Consider the following 26088-nt stretch of genomic DNA (forward strand, 5'->3'; position numbering starts at 1 on the left):
CAGGGAGATCATCAGCCGAAAAACGTATAAGGCTACATGTGCGCACAGCCATGCATGTAGGTCAACCGCGCACAGAATCCAGCCACGCTATACAAAGTCCCCGAGGCACTCGGGAACCCGTAGTTTAGAGGTCTAGCTCGGCCTGGTAGGCTTTCGCATCGAGCGCACCCAAACGCGAATGACGTCGACCATAGCCTAGGTAAATCGCGATACCCACAACCATCCAGATGCCAAAGACTACCCAGGTAATTCCGGCCAGGTTCAGCATCAAGAACAGGCAGGCCGCGATGCCAAGGATCGGAGTGACCGGGTACAGGGGCACACGGAAGGTACGCGGGGTATCAGGCTGGGTTTTGCGCAGATACATCACCGAGACACCGACCAAGGCGAAAGCAAAGAGCGTACCAATACTCGTGGCTTCGGCTAGCTGGCCCAAGGGAATCAGGGCCGCGGCCACAGCAACCACCAGTCCGGTCACCCAGGTGCCCTTCACCGGGGTGTGCGTCTTGGGCGAGACTTTGGCGAAGAGGCGAGGCACCAGACCATCGCGGCCCATGGAGAGCAGGATGCGCGTCTGACCGTACAAGGTCGTGAGCACCACCGAGACAATCGCAATCACCGAAGCGAGAGCAAAGACCAGCACTAGCCATTTCTGTCCGGTGATTTCGGAAACTATCTGCACCAAGGCAGCTTCGGAGCTAGCGAACCAGTTCCATTCACGGGCGCCAATAGCGGCCACCGCCACCAGCACATAGATCGCGGTCACCAAAAGCATGGCGATCATGATGGCCCGTGGCAGATCCTTCTGCGGGTTTTTGGCTTCCTCACCGGCGGTGGAAGCGGCATCAAAACCAATGTAGGAGAAGAAGACCATGGAGGCTGCACCGGTCACGCCGGCCGCCCCCATAGGCAGCAGTGGGGCGAAGTTTCCGGCGTTGAACGCGGTGAAAGCGACGATGACAAAGAACAGCAAAATAGCGATCTTCACGAGCACCATCACGGTGTTAGCTAGCGCTGATTCCCGGGCACCACGCACCAGCAACAGCGTCGCCAAAACCACAACAATCAAAGCCGATAGGTTGATGACCCCGCCCTCACCTGGACCGCCGGCCAAGGAATCAGGAAGTGAGAGTCCAAAGATTTGCAGGGTCTGATTCACGTACGCACCGGCACCCACAGCAACGGCAGCCGCTGAGACCGCGTATTCCAGGACCAAACACCAACCGCAGATCCAAGCCACGCCTTCGCCTAGGGTGGCGTAAGAATAGGAGTAGCTGGAGCCGGAGACCGGAACCATGCCTGCCATCTCGGCGTAGGAGACGGCCGAAAGTAACGCGGTGATACCCGCGAGCACAAAAGCAATCCAGATCGCCGGGCCGGCGACCGGCACCGCGGACCCAAGGATGACTAAGATGCCGGTACCAAGGGTGGCGCCAACCGAGATCATCACCAGTTGCATCACGCCTAGGGAGCGCTTCAACTGCCCGAGGCCAGAGTTATTAGCGGCGTCGTTGCCCATTGCTTTGATGGACTTGCGGCGGCGTAGTTGCTTGCCCAGTGGGGTGCGGCCTGCTGCAGGGGTGGTGCTGGTGCTACTCACGGTCAATCCTTGATCCGGGTTACGACAAACGAGAACGCGCTGGGACTATCGATAGTGGACAGTCCCAGCGCGTGCTGCGTGGTCAAGCTCTATTATCAGTCTTCAAACTTCTTGTCAGGGTTCAAGGAGGATCGGTTCACGCCGGTTCCCTTGCCCAATTCAGGATCATTCTCCTTGCCAGCCATGGTCATCACCGAGATGACCAGCAGGCAGGCGATAAAGGCGATGCCGAAGCATGCAAGCCCAATATCGAAGCGCAGCGGATGAGATGATCCGCCGGTGGAGCTGACCAAGCCGACGATTCCAGCGATGAGCGCCATCACCAGCGAGAAGCTCAGCGGGCCCTTGATCGATTGGCTCCACGGCTGCTTCTTCTTGTTGTTTCCCACCAAGAACTCCGTTTCTACTTTTCCTGCTGACCTTAAGCCTAGTTGCTTTCCGGTTCTGGTGTATCGCTGTTCTTTGTTACTGCAGCCTTGATTTCGTGACGATGGCCAAAGCCAGCAATCAGCTCAAAGACCGCAAAGATAATGGTGCCGCCGCCAATCAGACCGAATAGGCCGTGGGCATCCATGCCGCCGGACAGGCTCAGTGCAATGGCCAAGATCACGCCTACCGCACCGGTAACCAGCTGGTTTCTAAACGGTGGGAAGTCGGCGCGCAACTTCGCAAAGACATATAGTTCGGCGATACCGGTAACCAAAAATGCGAAGGCAGCGATGTAGCAAATCCACGCCACCGAGCCCACAAAGATCAGTGCGATACCTGCCAGCAGCATCAACCCAGCACCAAAGACATAGGGACTGCGAGACTTCGCTGGAGCACTGTCGACAGCTACGTACTGCCACATTAATGCGCCGGTGACCACAAAGAATGCGGCCGTTGTGTAAGCCAGAGCGTTCTGGTCAGCACCGATCCAGAAGATCGAGAGCAGTGCATAAACGAGCGCAGCTACGCCGCGGAACATTACTGGGCGGAATACTTCTTCGGCTTGAACTGGGGTGGTTGTTGGTGCAGGCACAATTTCTATTCTACCGCGCATAGAACTAACCGCCAGTTCAGTGAGGCTGGTGCTGGCCGCCTGTGGATGTGAGAACTACGTTTGCTTCTCGAGCTCTACGCTGTAGGTGTCAGCGTTCGGGGGCAAAGCGCCTGAACTGTTGGCCCTTTTGCCGTGAAGATCGAAAGGCGGGCGCACGATCCGTGAGTCTCTTCGAAGCTCAACTCATGGCTGGTGCGCTCGTCGCCCGGGCAGATCGGCTTGTGGGTGCAAGCCAAAGGCCACGAAAGCCGAACTCATTCTCAAGGTTTCTCGACTTATCGTGGCCTTGCTGAGGCTCATTATTGAAGCCCTCTAATTGGTTGGTCATTCGACCGCGGAGTTCAGTGGTACCAACACTGAGCTCCGCACCTATAAAGGTGCCTACAAGGATACGGAAAACCACATCCCCGACGTTCCATTGCTGGAACACACTTTGTTTCTCCCACTTACCCAAGGGGCGTGCAACGGTCACGTGGTTAAGAAAATCGCTGCTGCGCCCGAGTTGAACGTGCATTTTCAAGCGTTGTCATGCGCTTCATCACGATGTCGGGGTTCGCCAGTCCCGTTTCGATTTCCAGTTATTCTCGACGCATACTTGGCAGCTTTCTTGATTGCTAAAAGTCGCTCACCATCGCTAAGGACTCCCGAGAATGGAGACATCTGACGCAAATCTTCTGCATCTGTACTAATTTCAAGCATGGACTCCTTCAGCCGTTCCAGGTCTCCCTGAAGAAGTTGTTCCCACAATGAAACCCATCCCAACGAAAATGGGTCACGTTTCTTGGAACGCATGTTCGCAACGTTTTCCATCGTCTTGGAAATGACCTCGTTGGGCCGTTCATCTAGGTGCGTAGCGACCGCTCGGTGCAATTCGTAGGCCACTCGATTTTCCCGACGAGCAATTTGGGGTCTAGACGATCGCGCCTGCGCTATCGCGCTCTGAACTACAGCAGGGCTGCACCCGAGTTTGCTTGCAATGGCACGAACACTCATTCCGCTTGCATGAAGCCCAAAAATGCCCTCCGGCCGGCGGGCGGCGGAAGACAACATGGCATTGCGCGCAGCCTCTGTAAGACGGGTCTGTCGGTTGACTTCATTGATGAGGTACTGTTCCATCGCGCTGCCCATAGTTTGTATGGCACCCCCGTACAGTTGGCCCTTCAAACGATTTGCTCATAAAAAATGATGTGGCGGCAATTCTCAGCCTAAGGCGGTGCCCTCCAGTTACCAGTGCCGGCGAATCAAATGCTCGTCAAGGTCCTTGATGGAGGCAGCACCCATCAGTTGCATGGCCACTTCCACTTCCTTGGCTAGTAGCTCGATGGCCCGAGTGACTCCCTGTTCCCCACCGGCCATCAGACCGTAAAGATAAGCCCGGCCGATCAGCACAAAGTCTGCGCCAGCACAGAGTGAAGCGACAATATCTACACCGGACATGATGCCCGAATCCAGAATGATCTCCATATCCTGGCCCACCTCGGCACGGACATCGCTCAGCGCTTCGAAGGCGATCGGCGCACGGTCGAGTTGGCGTCCGCCATGGTTGGAGACCACCAGCCCGTCGGCCCCGGCGGCTTGCGCTTTGGCAGCGTCCTCGGCGGTGAGCACACCTTTGACGAAGAGCTTGCCTTTCCACAATTCCCGAATCCACTTCAAGTCATCAAAGTCCAAGGAAGGATCAAACATGGAATTGATGATGGAAGGAAGATCGGCCGAAGATTCAGAGAGCGAAGCGAACTTCAGCGAATCGGTGGTCAGGAAGTTGAACCACCATTCTGGACGATACGACGCATCAACAATAGTTTTCAGCGTCAGTTCCGGCGGGATTTTCATCCCGTTACGCGTATCGCGGTGACGCTGGCCAGCCACCGGGGTATCCACGGTGACCAGTAACGTATCAAAGCCAGCTCTGGCTGCCCTTTCTACCAACGCGCGCGACTTCTCACGATCTTTCCAAAGGTACAGCTGAAACCAGTTCACGCCTCCGGGCGCCGCCTGCGCGACTTCTTCAATGGATCGGGTACCCATGGTGGAGAGGGTAAAGGGGATCCCCGCCTTATGGGCAGCTTTCGACCCACCGATCTCACCTTCAGAATGCATGAACCGGGTGAAGCCCGTGGGTGCAATCCCAAAGGGCAACGCACTGTGTGCCCCGGCGATCGTCGTGGATAGATCCGAGTGTGCGGTGCCGTGCAGAATCCTGGGCAGTAGTTCCACCGAGTCAAAGACCTGGCGGGCCCGTTGCGCGGTGATCTCTCGTCCGGCAGCCCCGTCCACATAATCAAAGGCGGCCTTCGGGGTCCGACGTTTGGCGATGGCTCTCAGATCCCAAATGTCAGCTGCACCTGCAAGTCGTGTGGCTCGGCGATCAAGGGATGGCACCTTGAATTTCATGAGGCTAGTCAGTGCTGCCACATCTGGCATCTGCCGTTTCAGATTTCCCATGGTTCTCTCCCTCGCTTCGAAAGCTACAGTGATTGCAAGTTAGTATTACTGCCCCAAGCGCATCCATGCGGTGCCGCGAGCACGCACCGACAAGGTGATACCGCGCGAAGCCATAAACCCGAGCGCGAAGGCCACCCAGATCCACCAGATCGATGCTTGTGGATCTTTCGCCAGCGCGTAGACCGCCCACAGCATCGGAAGGTACACCACCAAGTTCAGCACGCTGACCAAACCCAAGTAGCGGGCATCGCCGGCACCAATCAATACCCCGTCAAGCACAAACACCAGTCCACACAAAGGTTGGGACAATGCCAGCGCCCACAGTCCTACCGTGGTCAAGTGCCTGATCTGCTCATCGGGGGTGAACATCATCGGGAAGACCCACGCGGTGGCCAAGAGCAGGGCGCCGGTGACCACGCCAAAGTAGATGCCCCACCGACTCATAATGCCGGTCAACTTGCGTACCCGTTGCGCGTCCCCGCGCCCCAGCTCTTGGCCAATCATTGCTTGGGCAGCAATGGCCAAAGCGTCAAGGGCAAAGGCAAGGAAACTAAAGATGGTAAACACCAGTTGGTGGGCCGCCAGCGTTTGAGTTCCAGCGCTGGTGGCCACAAAGACGGTCAGTAGCAGGGCTGCGCGCATGGTCAGGTTGCGCACCATGAGCCAGGAGCCGACCTGACCGGTGGAGATGAATCCGGCCCAGCTCGGCGCCAGCGAAACCTGCTCTTCACGAATGCGCGGTAACAGCATCCACAGGTACACCGCGGCCATCAGCCACTGGGCAATGGAGGTGCCAAGGGCCGCACCGGCGACCGACATATGCGCGCCGTACACCAGCACAAAATTCAGCACCACGTTCAATCCAAAGCCCACGGTGGCCACCACCAGCGGGGTTTTAGTGTCTTGCATTCCGCGCAGTACGCCGGTGGCAGCCAGCACCAGCAGCATTGCGGTCAGTCCGGGTAGTGAGTAATGAATGTAGTCCACCGCGAAGTCGGCGGTTACACCTTCGGCTCCCATGGCGTGGACCAGCGGTCGTGCGGTGAAGAAACCTAGCACCGAAAGCAGCACACCTAAGGCTACGGCGAACCACATGCCATCGCGTCCGGCGGCCATGGCTTGCTGCCGATTGCCCGCACCGATGGCTCGGGCCACCGCGGGGGTGGTCGCATAGGCCAAGAAGATCATCAGCCCCACCGCGGTTTGCAAGACCGTGGTGCCCAGTGCGGCACCTGCGAGTTCGTTAACCCCGAGGTGACCGACAATGGCCGAATCCGCCAGCAGGAAAAGCGGCTCGGCAATCAGCGCGCCCAGGGCGGGTAGGGCTAGGGCAAGGATCTGTCGAGAGATACTTTTCGGGGAATCGGCGGATGTTGAGGAGCTCACAGTTTCCACTCTACGAAGCGGGCAGGACATTGACCATTTAGTGACTCAGTTGGCGGACGAGCGCAACCTATTTTCCGTTGTATTCAAAGTGCCAAGCTTCGGCGTACGGGTTACGGGTTCCATTGGCACGGAACTCTTCAAGGTTGCTGCGGTGAATCCAGTTGTACTTCTTGGAATTGGCCTTCAGCCACTTGTAGTACTTGCCCCTAAAGGAATAGTCGTAGGACTCTGGAACATCGATGGCCAGTCCCCACCCGTGGTTGGACGTGCCTGGCTTGGCCGCAATGTAGGGGCCTAGTTCCTTGTAGTAGTACTGTTGCGTTTCTAGCGTGCGGTAGGCCAGATCAATGTCCAGGTTCTTACCGAATTTCTTCTTAAAAGCGGTATTCAGTCGGGATAGGTCCTTGGCCGCGGGAGCAGCAATCAAGGTCTTTTCCTTATCCCGTGAGATGGCGACGAGCATCGATGCGGGGATCTTGCCGTTTTTCTGCTTCATGACGCTGGCACGGGTGTAGCCGCGAGAATTCGAGGTGGTCGCGGTGCTCTTTCGGCCCAACTGGGAGGCTTTCATCCAGCCATCCATGCCCTGGGTGCGCACGAAGTACCAGCCAGCGACTTGCCCGCCAGCCTTCTCCCATTTCAGGTCGCGGTACACCACCGAGTTTTTGGGGATGTCACCAATGCGCAGTCGCTTCCCAGCAGCCGAATAGAGGTCGGCGCCGGCGACCTTGGTGTAGTACCTGTCGGTCAGCCCGGCACGGTTGGTGGAGTAAGCTCCGGTATCCACCTGGCAGCCCTTGGTGCAGGTGAGCACGTATTGATTCGAGACCCATCCGGTGGTCTTCTTGTAGGTGATTTTGTACCACCCATTGGCTGCGCGCGAGGTAGCCTTCACGGCCGCATGCTTCGGCAAGCTGCCAGCCACCGCTGAGGAAGTGTTCGGGCTCTTGCGGATATTGACCTTGCTCGTGGCTGCCAGCCACAGGTTCACTGACTTCACTGATGAAGCATCAGTATTCTTTGAGGTTGATTCCGATGTCTTGGCGGTCACCGTGACGTACTTGTTCGAGATCCAGCCATTCATGCCCTTGTAGGTGACTTTGTACCAGCCATTGGATGCAACGTCAGATACCGGAACGCTACTGCCCGTGGGAATGGTCTTCAGAATTCGGCCACTGGTACCGGCAGAGGAACGCAGATTGAGATTGGCCGTCGTCCTAACCTCGGTGATGTTCGTTGAAGCAGCAGGTAGTGCAACTTCCACAGCAGCCGCAGCATTGGTCGCGGTGCTTGGTGTGGCAGTAATAATGGACAGTGCGCCGATAGCCACGGCGCTAATCAAGGTGGCGACAACGCGCCGTGGTTTAATCAACTTGGTTCCCCGCTACCGTTAGGTCAGTTCCTGGATCACCGAACGATGCCCGGCGAATGAGAGTCAGATTTCCTCTGTGACCAGTCTATATTTCTCGCAGGCAATGCATGACGTTCTTGACACATTGCGTCTGTGAGTAGCGATTATTTGATGATCATCAGCTATCACTGCGTGGGCCCAAGGACGGATCCCGTTTGGAAAGGAAGGACGCCAGAATCATGGCAACCCCCTGCAAGAGGATCACGCTGAGCACCACGCTGGCCCAGCCATAGTGCAAGAACGGGATGCCGATCAGCCACCCGAGGACCGAGGACCCCACGTAGTACAACAAGTTGTAGAGGCTGGAGGCTTGGGCGCGCGCTTGCGGCGCCAGCACCGGAACCCAGCCGCTGGCCACCGCGTGCGCGGCGAAGAATCCGGCGGTAAAGATCAGAAGACCAATCACAATCACGATGAGGTTTCCAGCCAAAGTCAAGGCCAGACCGATCGCGCTGATCAGAATGCTCAGGCGCAGGGTGTTTCGCCGTCCGATTCTTGCCACCACTTTGCTACTGGCCACCGAGGTGTAAGTTCCCGATAGGTACGCCAGGAAAACTAGCGCGGCCAGGGAGGAGGGGATCAAATATGGCGGGGCTTCCAGACGGAACGCCAGGTAGTTGTACACGGCGACAAAGCCACCCATCAATAAGAAGCCTTGGGCATAGACCAACGCCATTTTCCCGTGCAATGCGAGAGCAAATTTGGAAGCAATGTCTTTGAGCTTCTGGCCCCTAATAGGTGCAAACCCTTGAGCGGTGGGGGCTTTGAGCAAGAAGAATAGCGTGGCCAGCCCGGCCATAATGCTCACCGCTGCAATCCCCCAGCGCCAGCCTGCTGGTTCTCCCACGAAGCTGGCTACCAGTCGTCCGGCCAGCCCACCTAGGGTGGTTCCGGATATGTAGGTTCCGCTGGCCACGGCAACCGCCTTCGGGTTGACCTCATCGACCAAGAACGCCAAGGCAGAACCTGGCACCCCAGCCAGTGCAACACCTTCAAAGAATCGGATGGTCACCAAGGTTTCAAAGTTCGGTGACTGCGTGCTGAGCAACCCCAACAATACCGAGGCAATCAACGCCGCGCAGATGACTTTGCGCCGACCGATGCGATCCGAAATGATGGCCCACGGTGTCACCGCAAGGGCCAAACCCAGGGTGGCCGAGGAGACAGCCAAAGCAACTTGGGACGAGGTGACGTTGAAATATCCGGAGATGACCGGGAGTAATCCCTGCACTGCATAAAGCTGCGAGAAGGTGGCAACACCGCTGGCGAACAGTGCCAGCAACATACCTCGGTAGGCAGGTGTTCGTGGTTCGTGACCGGTGAAGGACACTGACTAAACTCCTTGAGGAAGTAGCGGGTACAGCAAGTACACCACCAGCAAGGCGATGGTGTTGTTCAGGACGTGGAACATGTAGGAGTACGCCATGGACTTGCCGCTGAGAATGTAAGCCAGTCCCATCATGATGCCCAGCATGAGGTAAGGAATAACTTCCAGCCACGATCCCACACCACCGCCGATGAAGTGAATCCCGGCGAACAGAACAGTGGAGATCACCAGGGTGATCCAGACGTTGACCTTGCGCGAGAGTTTGCCAATGAGCAGATGACGGAAGAAATACTCTTCAACAAAAGGGCCAAAGAATGCGGTCACTACCAACATGATGGGAAGCGGGACTGAGGTGGCCATGCCCTCCAGAGCCGCTTGATTTTCACTGGTGACAGTTTGGCCGGTCAGCCCTGCGATTAGAGCATTGATCATGATGGTCAGCAACCAGCCACCGGGCAACATCAGCCATTTGGCCCACGGGTTGTATCTCATGGTTTTGAAGGACTCGAAGAACTGCGGACCACATTGGATCATCGCGAGGATAAAGAAGGTGACATACAGAATGAGGTTGATACCAAACAGCGCCTGCTCTTGTGTATCAAACGCGGACATGTAGCCGGGGATCAAGGTGATGAGGCTTGCGCCGCCACCAATAAAGAGGACCACGTAGGCAATAACCGTAAACAAGTCACCCTTGGTGAACTTACCAGCGTTGAAGACGCGTTGCTTAGGCCGTACAGCCATATATTGAACTGGGTGCTCTGGCCATTGTTGCATGGTACAAGCCTAAACGTGTTGTCTGTGGATTGCTGAAAACTGTTAGGCACCAGACTTCTGAATCACTTCACATGACACCGCGTACACGGCGAGACCCCGGGGCGGACGCTGTCTGCACAACACCAACCACGGGGTCTCGTATAGCAATGGCTGCATCCACTGCTCAGTTCAAACTAGTTGCGATCGAAGCCCTCGCGGCCCTTGTCCACAAATGCTGGGAACAGGACCTTGTAGCTAACACCGGCAATGGCAGCACCAATGATCGGTGCGACGATGAACAGCCAGACCTGGCCCAGAGCTTCTGGACCGGCGAACCATGCAACGCCAAGGGAGCGAGCTGGGTTGACCGAAGTATTGGTGATCGGGATCGAGACCAAGTGGATCAACGTCAGCGACAGACCAATGGCGATGGGTGCGAATCCCTTAGGCGCACGCTCGTCGGTGGAGCCAAGAATGACGTAAAGGAAGATCGCGGTCAGTACGATTTCCGCAACCAAGGCGGCAACCAACGAATACCCATCTGGCGAGCGGTCCCCATAGCCGTTCGAAGCGAAGCCCGACTCAACTGCGTCGAACCCGTCCTTGCCCGAAGCAATCCAGAACAGCACTGCGCCAGCTACTGAAGCTGCAACGATCTGGGTCACGATGTAAGGTCCAACGTCTTTCCATGGTGTACGCCCCGCGAAAGCCGTACCTAGGGTGACCGCTGGGTTGAAGTGTCCGCCGGAAATATGTCCCACGGCGTAAGCCATGATCAGCACGGTCAGACCGAAGGCCAGTGAAACGCCGACAAATCCGATTCCCATGTTCACTGAATTATCGGCCAAGACCTTAGCCGCGAAGATGGCCGAACCACAGCCACCGAAGACCAGCACAAATGTGCCCAAGAATTCTGCCGAAAGTTTTGCGCCCACGGTGGGCACGGCGATATCTGACATGCTTTCTTCCCTTTCCTCGATGAATATTGCGAGTTCAAGGCCAGCTTAGGTACATGACTGAGACCAAAGATAGGGATTGTGCCAAATATTTCCGTATATCTCGTGAACTACTCTCTACTCAGATAGTTAACACTCAATCTCAGCGCTGATCTTTCGAAGTTGTTGCTCGATTCATCATCCGATGGCGCCACTGGAGTATTGCTGCCTTGGCCTACGCTCAATAACTGCAGCTACCAAAATCCCCACGACAACACCCAACAGATTGCCCATTGCGCAGTCCCACATCATCTGGGCGCCAATAAATGGATTGGCTAGCTGCAACATCAGAATGATCAGCGGCGTAAAGAAGCTCAGTGCCAGACCGTAGTTTCTCACCATGTACGCCTCGGTTGGGAACATGAGCAAGATGATGCAACACCCGATAATTAGTTCGCTCGGTTCCAGCAGCTGAAGGCCCAGCAGTACACCGATCCCGGCAAGTGTTCCGGCAATTCTATGAGCTCCGCGTTTGATTCTGCCTCGTGCATGGCCAGCAGCTAATGGAACGGCCGCCCCAGCCATGGTCCATTGCAAATGCTCCACCTGAAAGCTGATGCCGATGGCTCCAGCTACGAAAATCACCACGAGATATGTTGCGGACCGGCGCAAGATGTTGGGCCACGGCATGGACAGCGTTTCAACGCCGTGTTCGCCTGCCGGCCCAAACCGTGCAAGTTGCCCCAAGAGAATGCTGAATAGCGCGGTGGCAATGAAAGCGATCATCCCATCGATGGCCGGCGTTTCCCCCACAGGTAGCGTACCTAACGCTCCGAAAGCAAAGAGTGGGAAGAAGGCCCCACCGGGTTTCAACCCGTGATGATCCGCTACCGCCGAACTGAGCACCGCCCAAAAAATTCCTCCGGCCAGCAGAGCCCATCCGTGCAAGCCCAGTGGTGCCATCGCTATTCCGCAGATTCCTGCACAGAGCATCAGGGCAGCCCCGAGGAGCTGATTCTTGAGTCGTTGTAGCCTACGGGGATCTCGCCCGTACATGCCCACAACAGATCCGAAGACAGCGTAGGCGAGCAGATCAACCCGGCCGGTCAGTAACAGCGCGGTTCCTGGAATCGCAAGTCCGATCCCTACACGCAGCGCAGGCCTGATTTCGGGACTATGCGAAATGATGAAAAGTTGCCAGTTCGCTATTGGGCTCAGCTTGGATCGCAGCGTTGGTGCAAGGTGCGGAGAGAGGAAGCTGCGTCCGAGATTCACAACGAATTCGCTGTCTTTGGGACAACATACTGATCCAAGGTTCTCTCCTCGTGTTTGATACAGGTAACCCACTGCGAGGCGAGTGGGTGCTGCAATCAGCTTGGAGGATCTGAGTTGATCAGATCAAACAATCAGAACCAATCAGTTCATAAGAAATAGTTATCATTACTGTTCACGCTGTATTTTCTGCGGGAAAATCTCGGATATGAGCTTCGTTAATGCTTGCGACATAAGACTTAATGGTTCGCCATCTTCCATAACCAACGAGATTTGCGAAGTAACTTCTGGATCGTCCAAGCGGGTCTGCACTATGCCGGGAAGAGCACCTATCGGCGGCAACCACTGACGTGGGACGATGCTGGCCCAATGTCCCGTTGAAACGTGCGCCAACAACGTAACGATCGAATCGCACTCGATTCGAGGTGTTGCTTTCATGCCGTGCTGCGAAAGAGCCTGATCTAGCACTTGCCGTCCTCGTAGTGATGAATCAAGCAGGCACAGCGGTAGTTGTAACGCCGAGGACCACGAATTGGGTGACTGTCTGATTTGCATCTGCGGAGCGGTCAGTAGAACGTGCTCTTCTGAATACAATTGAAAGCTCAGTAGCCCAGCCACATCCTGAGGCTGGGCATAAATCAGCCCAGCATCAAGTTCGTAGTTTCTGATCTGTCGAACAATCTCCGCCGAGTGAAGACTGGCCTGCACCTTAATTTTTACCTGCGGATGGGCACGGGCAAACGCATCGGTGAGCGCCACGACCGTGGATGAGGCTGCCGGTACTGTTCCCACCCGTAGCGTCCCATTTAGCCCGGCCTGATGATGCGTCACTTCTTGTTTTAGTGACTCATGGTCTTTCACTAGCTTTCGTGCCCATTTCAGCACGGTCTCACCCTCAACGGTGAGCCCCTGAAAAGCATGGCCACGGCGAACCAGTGGTACTCCGAGTTCCTTCTCCAGCTTCCGAATACCCTCAGAAAGTGCAGGCTGGGAAACTGCGCATTCTTCGGCCGCACGAGCAAAATGCTGCTCGCTCGATAGTGCAATCAGGTATTCCAGTTGTCGAAGCATCATGAGTCCATTGCATCACCTTTCTTGCTATGACCAGCCATCGTTAGTCCTCCAACTAACAGAGGACTTTCCTCAGATGAAATTTCTAGCAGAAAGAAAGCCCCGAAACCAGAAAATGTTGCTGGTTTCGGGGCTAGCTTCAAAGTCAGAAACTACTCGGTTTCTTCCTTCGTTTCTTCGCTCAGGTCAGGAACTACTGGAGCACCTGCTGTCACAGCGTTCACGGCCGCGGTATCAGGATTTGAATCCACGTCCTCGGCAGGACCAGCAAACTGCGACTGGTACAACCGGTAGTACGCACCCTGGGTTTTCAGCAACTCTTCGTGATTACCCTGTTCAACAATTCGGCCAGCTTCCATCACCAAGATGGTGTCAGCGTCACGAATGGTTGACAGGCGGTGGGCAATCACGAAACTGGTACGGTCACTGCGCAAGGCAGCCATCGCATGCTGCACCAACAACTCGGTACGGGTATCCACCGAGCTGGTGGCTTCATCAAGGATCAGCAGCGACGGGTTCGCCACGAAGGCACGAGCGATAGTGATCAGCTGCTTTTCACCGGCCGAGACGTTGGTGCCTTCTTCATCGATGATGGTGTCGTAGCCATCTGGAAGGGCACGAACGAATCGATCGACGAAGGTCGCCTTAGCTGCCTCGATGACTTCCTCATCGGTAGCATCCAGACGTCCATAACGGATGTTCTCCATAATGGAACCGCCAAAGAGCCACGCATCTTGGAGCACCATACCCACCTTGGAACGCAGATCTGCACGAGAGATCTGGGTAACGTCGTGGTTATCAACCATGATCTTGCCCGAGTTCAACTCGTAGAAGCGCATCACTAGGTTCACCAGCGTGGTTTTACCCGCGCCGGTCGGACCGACAATGGCCACGGTGTGGCCCGGATCCGCATCGAAGGACAGGTTCTCGATCAAAGGCTTCTCTGGGGTGTAAGAGAAGGTGACATTCTGGAAGGACACGTGACCATCGGTGCGTGCTGGCAACGATGCACGGACTTCATCCGGCTCCTGCTCATCAGCATCCAACAGCTCGAAGGTACGCTCGGCCGAGGCCACGCCTGACTGCAGCATGTTAGCTACACCGGCAATCTGGCCCAGAGGTTGAGTGAACTCGCGGCTGTACTGAATGAACGCGGTCGCATCACCCAAGCTCATAGTTCCCGAAGCCACACGCAGACCGCCAACCACAGCGATACCAACGTATGACAGGTAGGAAACGAAGTTCATCACTGGCATGATCATGCCGGAAACAAACTGGGCTCCGAAGCTTGCCTTATACAACTCTTCGTTGCGGGTGGTGAAACGTTCCACCATATCTTCTTCGCGGCCGAATACCTTCATCAGCTCATGGCCGGAGAAGGATTCTTCGATCTGACCGTTCAGTGCACCGGTATTCTTCCACTGCGCGGTGAACAGCTTCTGCGCCTTGGAACCAATGAACCCGGCAGCTACACCGGAGAGTGGCAAGGCAACCAGAGCGATCAGTGCCATCTGCCAGGAGACAACAAACATCATGATGACAATACCGATGACCGTCATGATGGACTGCACCAACTGGCTCAGCGCCTGTTGCAATGCGTTCTGAATATTGTCCACGTCGTTAGTGACGCGTGAGAGCAGGTCACCACGCTGGCGGGTATCAAAGTAGTTCAACGGAAGACGGTTGATCTTGTCTTCAACATCCTTGCGCAGGTTGTACACCACGCGCATGACCAGCTTGTTCAGCAACCAGCCCGAAGCCCATGAGAACAGTGAAGCCACAAAGTACATGGACAACACGATCAGGATATAGTGCGAAAGCTGGGTGAAGTCGATGCCCTGGCCGGGCACAAAATCCACCTTAGACATCATGTCAGCTTGGGTGTTTTGGCCGGCGTCACGCATCTGCTGAATGACAACATCCGCAGGAGTTCCTGCCGGGATATTCTTGCCAATCAAGCCAGCAAAGATGACGTCCATGGCCTTACCCAGAACGCGCGGCGCTATCACCGAAAGAACGACGAATACGGTGATCAAAGCAAAGACCAGAACCATGCCCCACTTGTAGGGGGACATCAGCCCAACAAGGCGCTTTGCCGATGGCCAGAAGTGCTCAGCCTTACGGGTAGGTGCGCCACCGCTCCAGTCATCTGCACCGGCAGCTACTTCAAATTCGTCAACGGCTGCTAGCTCTTGATCAAGCTGCTCAGGTTCAACGTTTTTCTGTTTCTTCGCCATTTAGGCCACCTCCTCCACGCTCAGCTGGGACGTCACAATTTCTTGGTAGGTTTCCGAAGTTTCCAAGAGTTCGTCATGGGTTCCTCGGGCAACAATTTCGCCGTGGTCCAGCACTAGGATCTGGTCCGCTGCAGTAATGGTTGAAACACGCTGGGCCACGATGATTACCGCTGCGTCCTTGGTTGGTTCTGCCAACGCTGCACGTAGCTTGGCATCTGTGCTGACATCCAACGCGGAGAACGAGTCATCAAAGAGGTAGGTGTTTGGCTTGGCGGCCAAGGCTCGGGCAATGCATAGACGTTGACGCTGTCCACCAGAGACGTTGGTACCACCCTGAGAGATCTTGGAGTCCAGTTGCCCTTCACGCTCGGCGACAAACCCTTCAGCTTGCGCGATGCGTAGGGCTTCCCACAAGTCTTCTTCCTCAGCATCTTGAGCACCGAAGCGTAGGTTGCTAGCGATAGTTCCGGAGAACAAGTAGGGCCGCTGTGGAACTGAGGAGATATTCTGTGAAATAGTCTCACGGCCCAGTTCCCTTAGTGGCACTCCACCAATGAGAATCTCGCCTTCGGTGGCGTCATACAGACGTGGAATCAAGTTGAGCAAGGTGGTCTTGCCGGCACCGGTAGAACCGATGATTGCGGTAGTCTCCCCCGGCTTAGCAGTGAAGGAAATATTCGATAGCACCGGCGCTTCTGCACCCGGGTACCCAAAAGTCACATCCCTAAATTCCACGGTGCCTGGTTCGGGAAGCTGAACTGCGCGGTCTGGCGCGTCCTGCATCGATGGTTCACTGTCCAGCACCTCAGAGATGCGGTCGGCTGAAACCATGGCACGGGGAATCATCATGGCCATGAAGGTACCCATCATGACTGCCATCAGAATCTGCAACATGTACTGCAAGAACGCGGTCAGCGCACCAACTTCGACCTGCCCGTTATCCACGCGGTGACCACCGAACCACAGCACAGCCGCAGTGGAAAGGTGAAGGATCATCGTGATGGCCGGGAACATCAGCACGAAGAGATTACCAACCTTGACGCCAAGGTCGGTCAGCTTCTGGTTGGCATCTGCATAACGTTCGGTTTCATGGTTCTCACGCACAAAGGCACGGACCACGCGGATACCGGTGATCTGCTCGCGCAGAACTCCGTTAATCCCGTCAATGCGAGTCTGCATATCGCGGAACAGTGGCATCAACTTGATAACCAGCAGGCCAACAACAATCAATACCAATGGCACCGAGACCCAAACGAGCCAGGACAGTCCTGGATCCTCACGGATGGCCATGATCACGCCGCCAATGGACATGATCGGTGCGTTGACCATGAAGTTCAACGCCATCAAGGTCAGCATCTGGATTTGTTGAACGTCGTTGGTGCCGCGGGTGATCAAAGTGGCGGCGCCAAACTTGTTGACGTCCTGAGCTGAGAAGGTAGAGACCTTTTCAAAGACTGACTGTCGAACGTCGCGGCCCACGCTCATGGCGGTTTTGGCCCCGAAGTAGACGGCTGCAACAGCCGTGACAACCTGTACGAGGGCCACGATGAGCATTAGTCCGCCGGTACGCCAAATGTAGTCGACATCGCCGGTAGTGACGCCTACGTCAATGATTTTGGCGTTCAGGCTGGGGAGGTAAAGAGTGGCCATGGTGGTGGCCAACTGCAAAATGATTACGGCAATAATCCAGCCCGTATAAGGCTTGGAATGTTTCAAGATGAGCTTGAGAAGCATGTGGAAAATCCTCGCTGGCATCAGGCTCTCCGGCACCAGACCACTTCGGATTAAGGGCGCGATGATTGAAGAGCGATTACTAGCCTAACCCGGTGCACCGACTAGTAGAACCATCCTTGCGATTGATTTTTACCAATCGGTCATCGTGATCAAAACTTCTGCGTTGGCCCAGGCCTGACGCGCGAATCTTATCGCTGCTCGTCCAAGCACATCTTCAGTTGCATTTGGCGGGTGCTTTCCCGGGAAAGTATCGACGAACGCAATTGCGATCGCACCATCCTTTGGTACATTGCGCTGATTTAGATCAGCTCCGTTCGCGTGATAGCACGCCGAGCCTCGGCTCTTTCAGTGATCTTAGTAGCCAGGGCAATGTCTCGCGTGGTCACTACCGACCCAACATCATGGGACGTGATGGAAACAAACAGCCGGTTGTAGCGCCAGTCAACGTCGGGGTGATGATTATCTGTTTCCGCCGCCGCAGCGATGTCACCGAATAGCTCAATAGCCAGAGCCGCAGTTTTAGTTTCGAATACCGTTCGAAGCGCGTCATCGACTAGTCGCCAGTCAGGCAGATCCACCAAGTAGTCGGTGACTTGTTGATTGTCGAGAATGTCTGAGTCGCTCATTCTGCACCTTCCATAGTGGTGTTCTCTGATGCAGGTTTCACCCAGTGCTTAGCGCTGGAAGTCCTCAGGTGCATCGCCCTCGGAGTCGGCACTGAATTCTGGACCGTTTTCGAGTTGCGGGTCCGCATCCAGTTCTGGATCAACGCCAAGAACTGGATCCACCTGTTCTGGCACAGGTGATTGTCCTTCACCATCCATCGACTCAGGAAGTTGCTCGTCTACGCCCGGTAGCGACTGACCGTCCTGTGGCACGTGTTCATCATCGGGTTCGCCAGCGGGCCACGTCTTTTCAACCAAGTTCTGATCTGGGTCCTTTACCTTATCGGCGGCTTGACCGAACAGTTCTTTGACTTTGTCCAAAAATCCCATGAGCTTTCTCCATTCTTATTGTGCTTGGATATTGCTTGACCCGACGTCAAGGACAACGGCGGGGGTAGTTATTTGGTCGAAATTTCTAGCCCGCATCAAATCGATCATCGGTTGGATCTTCTGATTGTTCGTTGGCTTCGCTGATTTCCCCGCGATGCACCACACGCTCATCGCCGGGTTCTGCAGGGGCGTCAGGTTCTGTGGTTCGCGCGCCCTCTTCTGGGTTCTTTCGATCGTTCATCGCTGTGTCCTCCGCTTCGTGAGAGAGTTGCGTTCTTAGGAGTTACGTAAGGCTTCAATCAGTTCACTTTTGACCATTTTTGATCGTCCAGAGATTCCAATTTCCGCAGCGCGGCTACGCAATTCTGCCACTGTCCAATCGTCATAATCGCCAGCTTTACCACCACGTTTACCTACTGCAGAGCGACCGTCGCGAGCTGCTGCGTTGGCGATGCGTGCTGACTTTTGTTTGGAGTTGCCTTCATCGCGCAGTTCTTCATAGAGCTCTTCATCTTTAATAGGGCTTTGAGCTTTGCCTGCCACTTGGTACCTCCGACTGTGGATCATGGCGCTACGTCCATTGATGATTACAAGTCCTTACGCGACCCACGCTAACTAACTGTCGCATTAGATAAAAGGGGGTCGGCACGGTTTTATGTCAGAACTCAGAAACCATGGTTAACACATCAGAATTGCCCATTCAAGAAACTGAAGTCCCATGCAGTACTAACTGGCTGTTTTCTCAAAGCCAGGCACTCGGGCTTCACCAAACTGGATCTCGCGAGAAGAATGAAAGAGTTCGTGGACGAGGCTCATGTCGCGTCCGAAATTTTCACCAGCTGCAGGAGGACTTCATATGCCAGAGCAATCCACAGATTCCCAGCGGGCAGGAAAAGAACGGATCAGCCCGCCGGAACAGCACCAGCCCGAACCAGGCTTAGACAGCAAAATGACTCCCAAGGCAGATCACTGCGAGCGAAGCTATCAAGGCCACGACAGACTCAAGGGTAAGCGCGCTTTGATTACTGGCGGTGATTCGGGAATTGGTGCAGCGGTGGCAATCGCCTTTGCTCGTGAGGGTGCCGACGTTGCATTGGCTTATTTGCCAGTGGAAGCTTCGGATGCGCTATCGGTGGCGGAGGTATTAGAAGACGCGGGTGTGGAGGTTGAGCATTTCCCGGGCGACCTGCGCGACAGGACCTACCGTGATTCCCTTGTTGAACAGGCGGCCAAGGCTTTAGGTGGCTTGGACATCCTAGTAAACAACGCAGGTAAGCAAATCAGCGTTGACTCTCTTGAAGAGCTTAGTGACGACCAAGTCGAAGCAACCTTCGACGTGAATATCTTTGCCATGTTCGCCCTGTCTCGGGCTGCGTTGAAGGTTATCCCTGAGGGCGGGTCGATTATTAATACGACCTCAATTCAAGCCTTTGACCCTTCGGATAATCTGATGGACTACGCCGCGACCAAGGGAGCTATCAGTAACTTCACGAAGTCTCTGGCTGCACAGGCGGCTAAGAAGGGTATCCGTGCCAATGCCGTGGCACCGGGTCCTATCTGGACTCCTTTGCAACCCTCGGATGGTCAGCCCGTTGAAGCTTTGCCAGAATTCGGGCACGATACCTGGCTTGGCCGTGCAGGGCAGCCTGTGGAAGTTTCTCCCGCTTATGTATTCCTGGCCAGTGATGAAGCGTCCTACATCGTTGGCTCGACCATTCACGTCAACGGCGGCAAAAATCAGCCTTAGACAAATTCCCTAAGCTGAGTCGGCTTCAGAGTTATCTATGGAAAACTCCATGTTTCGCCGTTCGTATTCGCGTTGACTGAACGTGGCCCGCTGAACGCGGGCCACGTCGTCAAAGCTGGATCCGACGGCGCTTCCAAGTAGCCCTAAGGACGAGGCCAGCCAAGCCAGGTTGAAGTACTCAGCCAACCCCACTTCGTGAGCCAACTGGGAGGCTAAGTAATCTTGGTCAATCACGATCAGCGAACCAGCCATTAGCGCAATAAACAGCAGTATGTACATCGCACTGGCTGCGAGGGCAACAGTAAGCACCGTGGCGGTGTTGTAAATAATGAGTCGTTCACGGCGCCGACTCCCCTCTGGTTTCTCCCATAGGCGGTTGTGCAACAGGAGCCACAAGGTGAGCACCAAAATGCTGAAAACTGTTATTGAGGCAAGCCTGGGGGTGGATAGGTAATCGGCCATTGACCAGATGCTCGTATAGAACACACCGAATGCTCCAGTGGCCACAGCACCGGCCATCGCTGAGGATAATTTGGGTACCAGCCTCCACGGCCGATTGCTGCGAATCATCCCGCCAATCAGCAATAGCCGACCACGTAGACCTTCAATGCTCGTTACCCGGTCTTGTGATTGCTCTCCGTCGGGCAAGCTAGCTTCAATGCTGATCTTTTTACGCAACTGGGACGGCGGAGCGACGGGAGGCTGACCGGTAGATAGTTCCTGAATCAGTTTAGCCAGATGCTTGATGAGTACACTTAGCCGGGCAAAGCCTAAACTGGGGACGCTGATTACAGCAGACGATTCTTGGTAACTAACCACCGAACGCACCGGACGGTCTTGGACGTAGTGCGGTACATCGGTGAGATAGATGATGTAATTCCAACCGTGCTTCTCACGCAGCGTCGGAACCTTGTCATTCAGGGCGACTCGACCAGATTTGCCCATGGGTAAGGTGTACGAATCTACATGGATTTTCCACTTATACGATGCATCGACGGCTTGGTTCAACCGGTCTTCCAATTTCTGCGAAGCCCGAGACGCCAGCGTTTGGGCGATGCCCGGATCAGCAATGATCCCAACGGTGCGTATCGCTGTAGGTACGTCGCTCATCTGGCTCCTCTTCATGCAGGCACTACTGGTCCATTAGAAATGTGTACGGTCTCAGTGGAACATTTCTCATTGGGTTCTTCCATCGGGAAACTGGCATTGGCAGGGCTTTTGGAGCAATTGAACGAGCTACGTATGGCTGGATGTTTCCCTTGCAGCACTAGCCGTAGACAGCAAGTAATCATAGAATGAAAAGCAAATACCACAATACGAAAGTAGGAACCATGGCGGAAAACTCAGCTCCGTTGTCCGTGGGCCAGAAAGCTCCAGAATTCTCATTGCGCAACGCCGAAGGTGAAACCGTTTCACTTTCTGACTACGCGGGCAAGAACGTCATTGTGTACTTCTACCCAAAAGCTGCCACCCCAGGGTGCACCACCGAGGCCTGCGACTTCCGTGACAATCTGAATTCGCTGCTCGGCGCAGGCTACTCAGTCCTAGGCATCTCGCCCGATGAGCCAGAGGAACTAGCCAGCTTCTCCAGCGATGAGTCCTTAAACTTCCCTCTGCTCTCAGACCCAGATAATGCCGTGGCCAAGGCCTACGGCTCCTACGGTGAAAAGACCTTTGGCGAGAAGACGTTCGAGGGAACTCTGCGTTCCACGGCGGTTGTTGATACTGCGGGAAACATTGCGCAGATTGAATACTGCGTTGATGCCAAGGGGCACGTATCTCGTCTACGTAAATCTTTAGGCGTCTAAAGCATTAAGGAACGCGTGAGACAACAGCGCTCCGATGAACTGAAAATCAATTCATCGGAGCGCTGCCTGTTTTCGTCCAGACTTAACGTCCGGCGATCTTCACTAGCTTACGGTTGATGAATTCATCCATACCAAACTTACCCAGTTCGCGTCCGATACCAGAACGCTTCACACCACCAAATGGCAGCTCTGGCGAAGTGGAGGATGGTTCATTAATGGCCACCATGCCACTGCTCAGTTGTGCTGCAATACGATCAGCGCGCTCCTGATCTTGAGTATGAATCGAAGCGCCTAAACCGTAATCAGAATTATTGGCCAGCGCCACAGCTTCCTCTTCGCTCTCAACCTTGTACAAGACTGCTACAGGTCCGAAGAGCTCTTCAGAGAAGGCACGCATCTTCTCGGTCACCCCGGCCAAGATGGTTGGCTCATAGAATGCTCCGGGACCATCAACGGGCTTACCACCAGCCAAAACGGTGGCACCCTTATCGATCGCGTCCTGCACCTGTTCAGCCAAACCGTCACGAGCTGCTGTGGACGACAGTGGACCGACGAAGTTCTCCGCCTGGGTTGGATCTCCCACCTTGATGCCGGAGACCTGTTCAACCAGGGCCGAGGAGAAGTCCTCATAGACCGAGGAGTCAACGATGAATCGTTTGGCCGCGTTGCAGGCCTGACCGGTATTGCCGAAACGTGCGCGCAGGCCCAGCTTGGCGGTCTTGGCGATGTCGGCATCGTCGAAGACGATAAATGGATCCGAACCACCGAGTTCCAGTACGACCTTCTTCAGGTTACGTCCTGCAATTTCAGCAACCGCGGAACCGGCACGTTCCGAACCGGTCAGTGAAACGCCCTGCACCCGACGGTCAGCAATGATGTCAGCGACCTGGTCGTTGGTGGCGTAGATATTGACGTAGGCACCGTCAATAGCGCCGGCCTCATGGAAAATCTGCTCCATCGCAGCAGCCGACTCCGGGCACTGCGGTGCGTGCTTGAGCAGGATCGTATTGCCGTTCATCAGGTTTGGAGCCGCGAAGCGGGCCACCTGATAATACGGGAAGTTCCATGGCATGATGCCCAGCAATACACCCACGGATTCCTTGCGGACTAGCGCACGTCCACCTGATGCAATCTCCAGCTCTTCATCTTCAAGGAACTTCGGACCGTTCTTGGCGTAGTAACGATAGATGGCCACAACAATGCTGATCTCGCCCAGGGACTGCTCGATCGGCTTACCCATTTCGCGGGTGATAATTGCTGCCAACTCTTCGGCGCGGGTCTCGTAGATGTCGGCCACGCGATTGAGCAGCGCTACTCGTTCGTCGAGTTCTGAAACGGACCACTGGGTGTAGGCCTGAGCGCTAAGGTCCACGGCCTGCTTGATCTGCTCGTCGGTTGCGGTAGGAAATTCTGCTTCCACCACGCCAGTGGCAGGATTGGTCACTGCGTAAGTACTCATATCGCTCCTGAGGTCGCTCATGAATGGTTCCACCTGTCAGTCTGCCAGTTGGAGTCCATTCGCAACACCCCGGGCAAAGCCTGTACGCTCAGAGCTAATCCCCACGAGCCCACTGCAACTCGAATGGCCACGTCGACACCCACAATCCTGCGCTATGACTAATTGGTCTTCTTCAGGTTCTTTCCGTTAAGACGAGCGAAGCCCTTGAACTACTCCCCGAAAACTTGAGCAGAACAGAGCATAGAGCTCGGGGCGCAAGCTTAGAGGCTATCCCCTTGGGTCAACGATGATCTTTACGTGATGTTCATTGTTATTTATCAGCTGCTCAAAACCTTCACTGATGAGTCCATCGAGCCCGATACGTCCAGTGACGAACGGTGCCAAATCTAGCTTTCCGCTGCTCACCAACTCGATCGTGTCCGGGTGATCCCCGGCGTAACCGATCGTTCCGCGTAGGTCGATTTCTTTCAGGACCAGCTTGGGCATATCCACTGCGGGCTTGTGACCCCAGATGGATACGTTGACGATAACACCGCCGGCAGCCACCGCATCCACGAGCATGTCGAGCACCACGGGAACCGAAGAGCATTCAAAACCGACGTCCGCTCCGCGTCCACCGGTGAGTTCGCGGACGCGTTGGGCAACGTCTGTTTCACGCGGGTCAAAGACTTCTTCAGCGACGCCAGTTTCCAATGCTTTTGCCTTGCGCGCTTCGGAAAGCTCGGAAATGTAGACCTTCAGACCCTTGGCTTTCAGTACTGCCGCGGTAAGTAGCCCGATCGGACCGGCGCCACCAACAATGGCGACTTGTCCCTCCTTCGCTCCAGAACGAACGAAAGCATGGTGAGCTACAGACAATGGCTCAATGAGTGCAGCCTGGTCCAAGGGGATTTGCCCGATGGGGTGAACCCAACGACGCTGCACAACAATCTTCTCGGCTAGTCCACCGCCGCGTCCGCCCAGTCCAATGAAGTTCATGTCCTTGGAGAGTTGGTACTGCTGTCCTTGAGAGGTGTCCACGTCGTCGTGGATGATATACGGCTCAACCACAACGTTTTCGCCCACCCGAAGATCATCGATTCCTTCGCCCAGCGCGGTGATGGTTCCCGAGAACTCATGGCCCATGGTCACCGGCGCGCTTTCTCCGGAAATCGGGTGTGGGTGACCAGCAGGTGGGATAAAAATAGGCCCTTCCAGATATTCATGGAGATCAGTGCCGCAGATGCCGCACCAGGCTACGTCGATAGCTACCGTCCCAGGTTGCAGTTCTGGCTCTTCAATCTCTTCAATGCGAATGTCTTTTTGGTCGTAATAGCGTGCGGCTTTCATTTTTACTCCCCGTTTTTGCTCTCTGGCGTCCGCGCCCGACATCAAACTGCCTGACAACTTCACGTTACGCTCAGCCACCACGTGGTGGAAGCGTTGCACAAGGTTGCAAACGAAAAATTAGGGTGTTCTTCAGACCAGCTTCATTACTTCGTGTGCGCTGAGAAGTATCTGGGCAGGTGACAGTTGGTTATGATCAATGAACTGGCTAGAGATTCTTGCCAAGCTCAGCGCTCCACTCGCTTCTAAAAGGTCTATGAAAACTCGTTCGTCACGCTTCGAAGTTCCGGTACTGCTGGGAACCCAAACGCTGTTCAACATCGGCTTTTACGCTGTCGTGCCGTTCTTGGCAGTGGTACTCACCAATGATTTCCTGCTGGCTTCCACCGCGGTGGGTCTCATCCTTGGAATCAGAACGTTTGCGCAGCAGGGTCTCTTCCTTGCTGGAGGCACCTTGGCTGACCACTTTGGCGCACGAAAGATGATCCTCATCGGATGTGCAGTGCGCGCTGCCGGATTCTTAACACTAGCTGCATCATTGTGGGCCAGTGCTCCGGTGCTTTGGCTGTTCGTTGTGGGCACATTGCTGACCGGTTTTGGTGGCGCATTGTTTTCTCCTGGACTGAACATTCTGGTGGCCGCCGCCCAGGTGGCCCGTGAACAGGGCGATCACCAGCCGGTACGTAGGGCCACACTTTTTGCTTGGTTGAGCATCACCGGAGAAATTGGTGCCGTAACCGGGCCTTTGGTTGGCTCGGCCCTGTGGGGTTGGGGATTTTCCACGGTCGCTGGGTTTGGCGCCGTCTTTTTTGTCATCATTGGAATCTTCTTAGCTTGTACTTTGCGCAACCCGGAACCGGCGAGCGCGCCAATGGAAAGCACGCTTCGAAAAGTATCCAAACCTCGTGGCAGCCTGCGTGAATGCCTCAAGGACCGAGCATTCCTCAGCTTTTGTGCGTTACATGCGGCGGACCTTTTGGCATATAACCAGTTGTATCTGGCGATCCCGCTAGAGTTAGAACGTCAGAACACGCCCACCCAATGGTTGGGACTAGTTTTCGCATGGATTTCCATCACGACATTGACCCTGCAGCTTCCGATCTCATGGATTGCAGCGCGCATTGGTTCGGCCGCAATGTTGCGTCTTGGCTATCTGTGCAGCGCCCTTGGTTTTAGCCTGCTGGCTTTTCTTCCTGCCACCATTTTCGGAGCTGGCAGTGAACTATTGCGGATCCTGTGCGCAGTCACGTTGATGACTCTTGGACACATGAGCGTGAACCCAACAGCGCTGAGCCTCGTACCAAAGTTTGCCGGCTCTCATCCCGCCGGTTCCTATTTCGGCCTGCTCTCCAGTTGTGGCGGGCTAGCGGTACTGCTGGGCAATATGCTCTTTGGCTGGTCACTCTCCATCACCCAACACGGAGAGACATTTGTCTTCCTTCCGTGGCTGGTCTTGATCATCCCGCTACTGCTGGCGTCCTGGTTTGGAGCGCGCGTAGTTCGCCGAAGCATTCCCGCAGGGCACTAATGATGAGCT

24 protein-coding genes are annotated in these 26088 nt (G+C 55.3%); 3 read left to right on the top strand and 21 right to left on the bottom strand.

The features are described from left to right. Positions 1 to 124 precede the first annotated feature (124 nt). The 18 genes from FJV47_RS11150 to FJV47_RS11235 form a co-directional block, all read right to left on the bottom strand. Complete coding sequence (locus FJV47_RS11150) at positions 125 to 1606, bottom strand: amino acid permease (RefSeq protein WP_370515037.1); 1482 nt, start codon at positions 1604 to 1606, stop codon at positions 125 to 127. Positions 1607 to 1695: 89 nt separating this feature from the next. Beyond that, positions 1696 to 1989, bottom strand: a complete 294-nt coding sequence (locus tag FJV47_RS11155) for a hypothetical protein (RefSeq protein ID WP_235026423.1) — start codon at positions 1987 to 1989, stop codon at positions 1696 to 1698. A 38-nt stretch (positions 1990 to 2027) separates the two neighbouring features. After that, a complete protein-coding gene (locus tag FJV47_RS11160; RefSeq protein WP_159612921.1) occupies positions 2028 to 2621 on the bottom strand; it encodes a DUF308 domain-containing protein in 594 nt (197 codons plus the stop codon). A gap of 537 nt (positions 2622 to 3158) precedes the next feature. Next, positions 3159 to 3770: a hypothetical protein gene (locus tag FJV47_RS11165; protein WP_159612923.1), complete on the bottom strand. Its 612-nt coding sequence runs from the start codon at positions 3768 to 3770 to the stop codon at positions 3159 to 3161. Between the two features lie 96 nt (positions 3771 to 3866). Continuing rightward, on the bottom strand, positions 3867 to 5087 hold the full coding sequence (locus FJV47_RS11170; RefSeq protein ID WP_159612925.1) for an alpha-hydroxy acid oxidase: 1221 nt from the start codon (positions 5085 to 5087) through the stop codon (positions 3867 to 3869). Between the two features lie 45 nt (positions 5088 to 5132). Then, a complete protein-coding gene (locus tag FJV47_RS11175; protein ID WP_159612927.1) occupies positions 5133 to 6503 on the bottom strand; it encodes an MATE family efflux transporter in 1371 nt (456 codons plus the stop codon). A 37-nt stretch (positions 6504 to 6540) separates the two neighbouring features. Then, positions 6541 to 7845 (bottom strand): SH3 domain-containing protein, encoded by a 1305-nt coding sequence (locus tag FJV47_RS11180; RefSeq protein ID WP_159612929.1) that lies wholly within the window; start codon positions 7843 to 7845, stop codon positions 6541 to 6543. A 157-nt stretch (positions 7846 to 8002) separates the two neighbouring features. Next, entirely contained in the window at positions 8003 to 9214 is a 1212-nt protein-coding gene (locus FJV47_RS11185; RefSeq protein ID WP_159612931.1) for an MFS transporter, read from the bottom strand. A gap of 3 nt (positions 9215 to 9217) precedes the next feature. Beyond that, positions 9218 to 9988, bottom strand: coding sequence for a CPBP family intramembrane glutamic endopeptidase (locus FJV47_RS11190; RefSeq protein ID WP_159612933.1), 771 nt, complete (start codon positions 9986 to 9988; stop codon positions 9218 to 9220). A gap of 173 nt (positions 9989 to 10161) precedes the next feature. Next, the gene (gene aqpZ, locus FJV47_RS11195; protein ID WP_159612935.1) at positions 10162 to 10926 is read right to left on the bottom strand and encodes an aquaporin Z; all 765 of its coding nucleotides are present in this window, start codon (positions 10924 to 10926) and stop codon (positions 10162 to 10164) included. Between the two features lie 174 nt (positions 10927 to 11100). Beyond that, positions 11101 to 12177, bottom strand: coding sequence for an FUSC family protein (locus FJV47_RS11200; RefSeq protein ID WP_159612937.1), 1077 nt, complete (start codon positions 12175 to 12177; stop codon positions 11101 to 11103). 165 nt (positions 12178 to 12342) lie between these two features. After that, positions 12343 to 13248, bottom strand: a complete 906-nt coding sequence (locus FJV47_RS11205) for a LysR family transcriptional regulator (RefSeq protein ID WP_159612939.1) — start codon at positions 13246 to 13248, stop codon at positions 12343 to 12345. A gap of 149 nt (positions 13249 to 13397) precedes the next feature. Then, positions 13398 to 15482, bottom strand: a complete 2085-nt coding sequence (locus tag FJV47_RS11210) for an ABC transporter ATP-binding protein (RefSeq protein WP_159612941.1) — start codon at positions 15480 to 15482, stop codon at positions 13398 to 13400. Beyond that, positions 15483 to 17216, bottom strand: coding sequence for an ABC transporter ATP-binding protein (locus tag FJV47_RS11215; protein WP_159612943.1), 1734 nt, complete (start codon positions 17214 to 17216; stop codon positions 15483 to 15485). Positions 17217 to 17515: 299 nt separating this feature from the next. Further along, on the bottom strand, positions 17516 to 17842 hold the full coding sequence (locus FJV47_RS11220; RefSeq protein WP_159612945.1) for a 4a-hydroxytetrahydrobiopterin dehydratase: 327 nt from the start codon (positions 17840 to 17842) through the stop codon (positions 17516 to 17518). Positions 17843 to 17890: 48 nt separating this feature from the next. Beyond that, positions 17891 to 18211, bottom strand: a complete 321-nt coding sequence (locus tag FJV47_RS11225) for a hypothetical protein (protein WP_159612947.1) — start codon at positions 18209 to 18211, stop codon at positions 17891 to 17893. 85 nt (positions 18212 to 18296) lie between these two features. Next, on the bottom strand, positions 18297 to 18452 hold the full coding sequence (locus tag FJV47_RS11230; RefSeq protein WP_159612949.1) for a hypothetical protein: 156 nt from the start codon (positions 18450 to 18452) through the stop codon (positions 18297 to 18299). 35 nt (positions 18453 to 18487) lie between these two features. After that, entirely contained in the window at positions 18488 to 18754 is a 267-nt protein-coding gene (locus FJV47_RS11235) for a Rho termination factor N-terminal domain-containing protein (RefSeq protein WP_235026424.1), read from the bottom strand. Between the two features lie 313 nt (positions 18755 to 19067). Here FJV47_RS11235 and FJV47_RS11240 point away from each other — a divergent pair, with 313 nt between their 5' ends. Beyond that, positions 19068 to 19958, top strand: coding sequence for an SDR family oxidoreductase (locus tag FJV47_RS11240; protein WP_159612953.1), 891 nt, complete (start codon positions 19068 to 19070; stop codon positions 19956 to 19958). Positions 19959 to 19967: 9 nt separating this feature from the next. On the opposite strand, the gene FJV47_RS11245 is transcribed toward FJV47_RS11240, so the two are convergent. Then, positions 19968 to 21068 (bottom strand): hypothetical protein, encoded by a 1101-nt coding sequence (locus FJV47_RS11245; RefSeq protein WP_159612955.1) that lies wholly within the window; start codon positions 21066 to 21068, stop codon positions 19968 to 19970. Positions 21069 to 21289: 221 nt separating this feature from the next. Between FJV47_RS11245 and bcp the strand changes: the two genes are divergently transcribed. Then, the gene (gene bcp, locus FJV47_RS11250; protein ID WP_159612957.1) at positions 21290 to 21766 is read left to right on the top strand and encodes a thioredoxin-dependent thiol peroxidase; all 477 of its coding nucleotides are present in this window, start codon (positions 21290 to 21292) and stop codon (positions 21764 to 21766) included. 82 nt (positions 21767 to 21848) lie between these two features. Here bcp and FJV47_RS11255 read toward each other — a convergent pair whose 3' ends face one another. Both FJV47_RS11255 and FJV47_RS11260 read right to left on the bottom strand, forming a co-directional pair. Further along, positions 21849 to 23225: an NAD-dependent succinate-semialdehyde dehydrogenase gene (locus FJV47_RS11255; protein WP_159612959.1), complete on the bottom strand. Its 1377-nt coding sequence runs from the start codon at positions 23223 to 23225 to the stop codon at positions 21849 to 21851. 267 nt (positions 23226 to 23492) lie between these two features. Further along, positions 23493 to 24554 (bottom strand): 2,3-butanediol dehydrogenase, encoded by a 1062-nt coding sequence (locus FJV47_RS11260; protein WP_159612961.1) that lies wholly within the window; start codon positions 24552 to 24554, stop codon positions 23493 to 23495. Between the two features lie 196 nt (positions 24555 to 24750). Here FJV47_RS11260 and FJV47_RS11265 point away from each other — a divergent pair, with 196 nt between their 5' ends. After that, positions 24751 to 26079, top strand: coding sequence for an MFS transporter (locus FJV47_RS11265; protein ID WP_159612963.1), 1329 nt, complete (start codon positions 24751 to 24753; stop codon positions 26077 to 26079). Positions 26080 to 26088: the final 9 nt, after the last annotated feature.

The sequence above is a fragment of the Glutamicibacter sp. JC586 genome, assembly GCF_009805585.1.
GTDB lineage: Bacteria > Actinomycetota > Actinomycetes > Actinomycetales > Micrococcaceae > Glutamicibacter.

Excerpts from the sequence above, each read along its gene's own strand:
- FJV47_RS11215 (WP_159612943.1), bottom strand. The coding sequence starts at position 17,216 with ATGCTTCTCAAGCTCATCTTGAAACATTCCAAGCCTTATACGGGCTGG.
- FJV47_RS11230 (WP_159612949.1), bottom strand. The coding sequence starts at position 18,452 with ATGAACGATCGAAAGAACCCAGAAGAGGGCGCGCGAACCACAGAACCT.
- FJV47_RS11225 (WP_159612947.1), bottom strand. The coding sequence starts at position 18,211 with ATGGGATTTTTGGACAAAGTCAAAGAACTGTTCGGTCAAGCCGCCGAT.
- bcp (WP_159612957.1), top strand. The coding sequence starts at position 21,290 with ATGGCGGAAAACTCAGCTCCGTTGTCCGTGGGCCAGAAAGCTCCAGAA.
- FJV47_RS11210 (WP_159612941.1), bottom strand. The coding sequence starts at position 15,482 with ATGGCGAAGAAACAGAAAAACGTTGAACCTGAGCAGCTTGATCAAGAG.
- FJV47_RS11220 (WP_159612945.1), bottom strand. The coding sequence starts at position 17,842 with ATGAGCGACTCAGACATTCTCGACAATCAACAAGTCACCGACTACTTG.
- aqpZ (WP_159612935.1), bottom strand. The coding sequence starts at position 10,926 with ATGTCAGATATCGCCGTGCCCACCGTGGGCGCAAAACTTTCGGCAGAA.
- FJV47_RS11260 (WP_159612961.1), bottom strand. The coding sequence starts at position 24,554 with ATGAAAGCCGCACGCTATTACGACCAAAAAGACATTCGCATTGAAGAG.
- FJV47_RS11245 (WP_159612955.1), bottom strand. The coding sequence starts at position 21,068 with ATGAGCGACGTACCTACAGCGATACGCACCGTTGGGATCATTGCTGAT.
- FJV47_RS11240 (WP_159612953.1), top strand. The coding sequence starts at position 19,068 with ATGCCAGAGCAATCCACAGATTCCCAGCGGGCAGGAAAAGAACGGATC.
- FJV47_RS11170 (WP_159612925.1), bottom strand. The coding sequence starts at position 5,087 with ATGGGAAATCTGAAACGGCAGATGCCAGATGTGGCAGCACTGACTAGC.
- FJV47_RS11175 (WP_159612927.1), bottom strand. The coding sequence starts at position 6,503 with ATGTCCTGCCCGCTTCGTAGAGTGGAAACTGTGAGCTCCTCAACATCC.
- FJV47_RS11255 (WP_159612959.1), bottom strand. The coding sequence starts at position 23,225 with ATGAGTACTTACGCAGTGACCAATCCTGCCACTGGCGTGGTGGAAGCA.
- FJV47_RS11205 (WP_159612939.1), bottom strand. The coding sequence starts at position 13,248 with ATGATGCTTCGACAACTGGAATACCTGATTGCACTATCGAGCGAGCAG.
- FJV47_RS11165 (WP_159612923.1), bottom strand. The coding sequence starts at position 3,770 with ATGGGCAGCGCGATGGAACAGTACCTCATCAATGAAGTCAACCGACAG.
- FJV47_RS11265 (WP_159612963.1), top strand. The coding sequence starts at position 24,751 with ATGAACTGGCTAGAGATTCTTGCCAAGCTCAGCGCTCCACTCGCTTCT.
- FJV47_RS11190 (WP_159612933.1), bottom strand. The coding sequence starts at position 9,988 with ATGCAACAATGGCCAGAGCACCCAGTTCAATATATGGCTGTACGGCCT.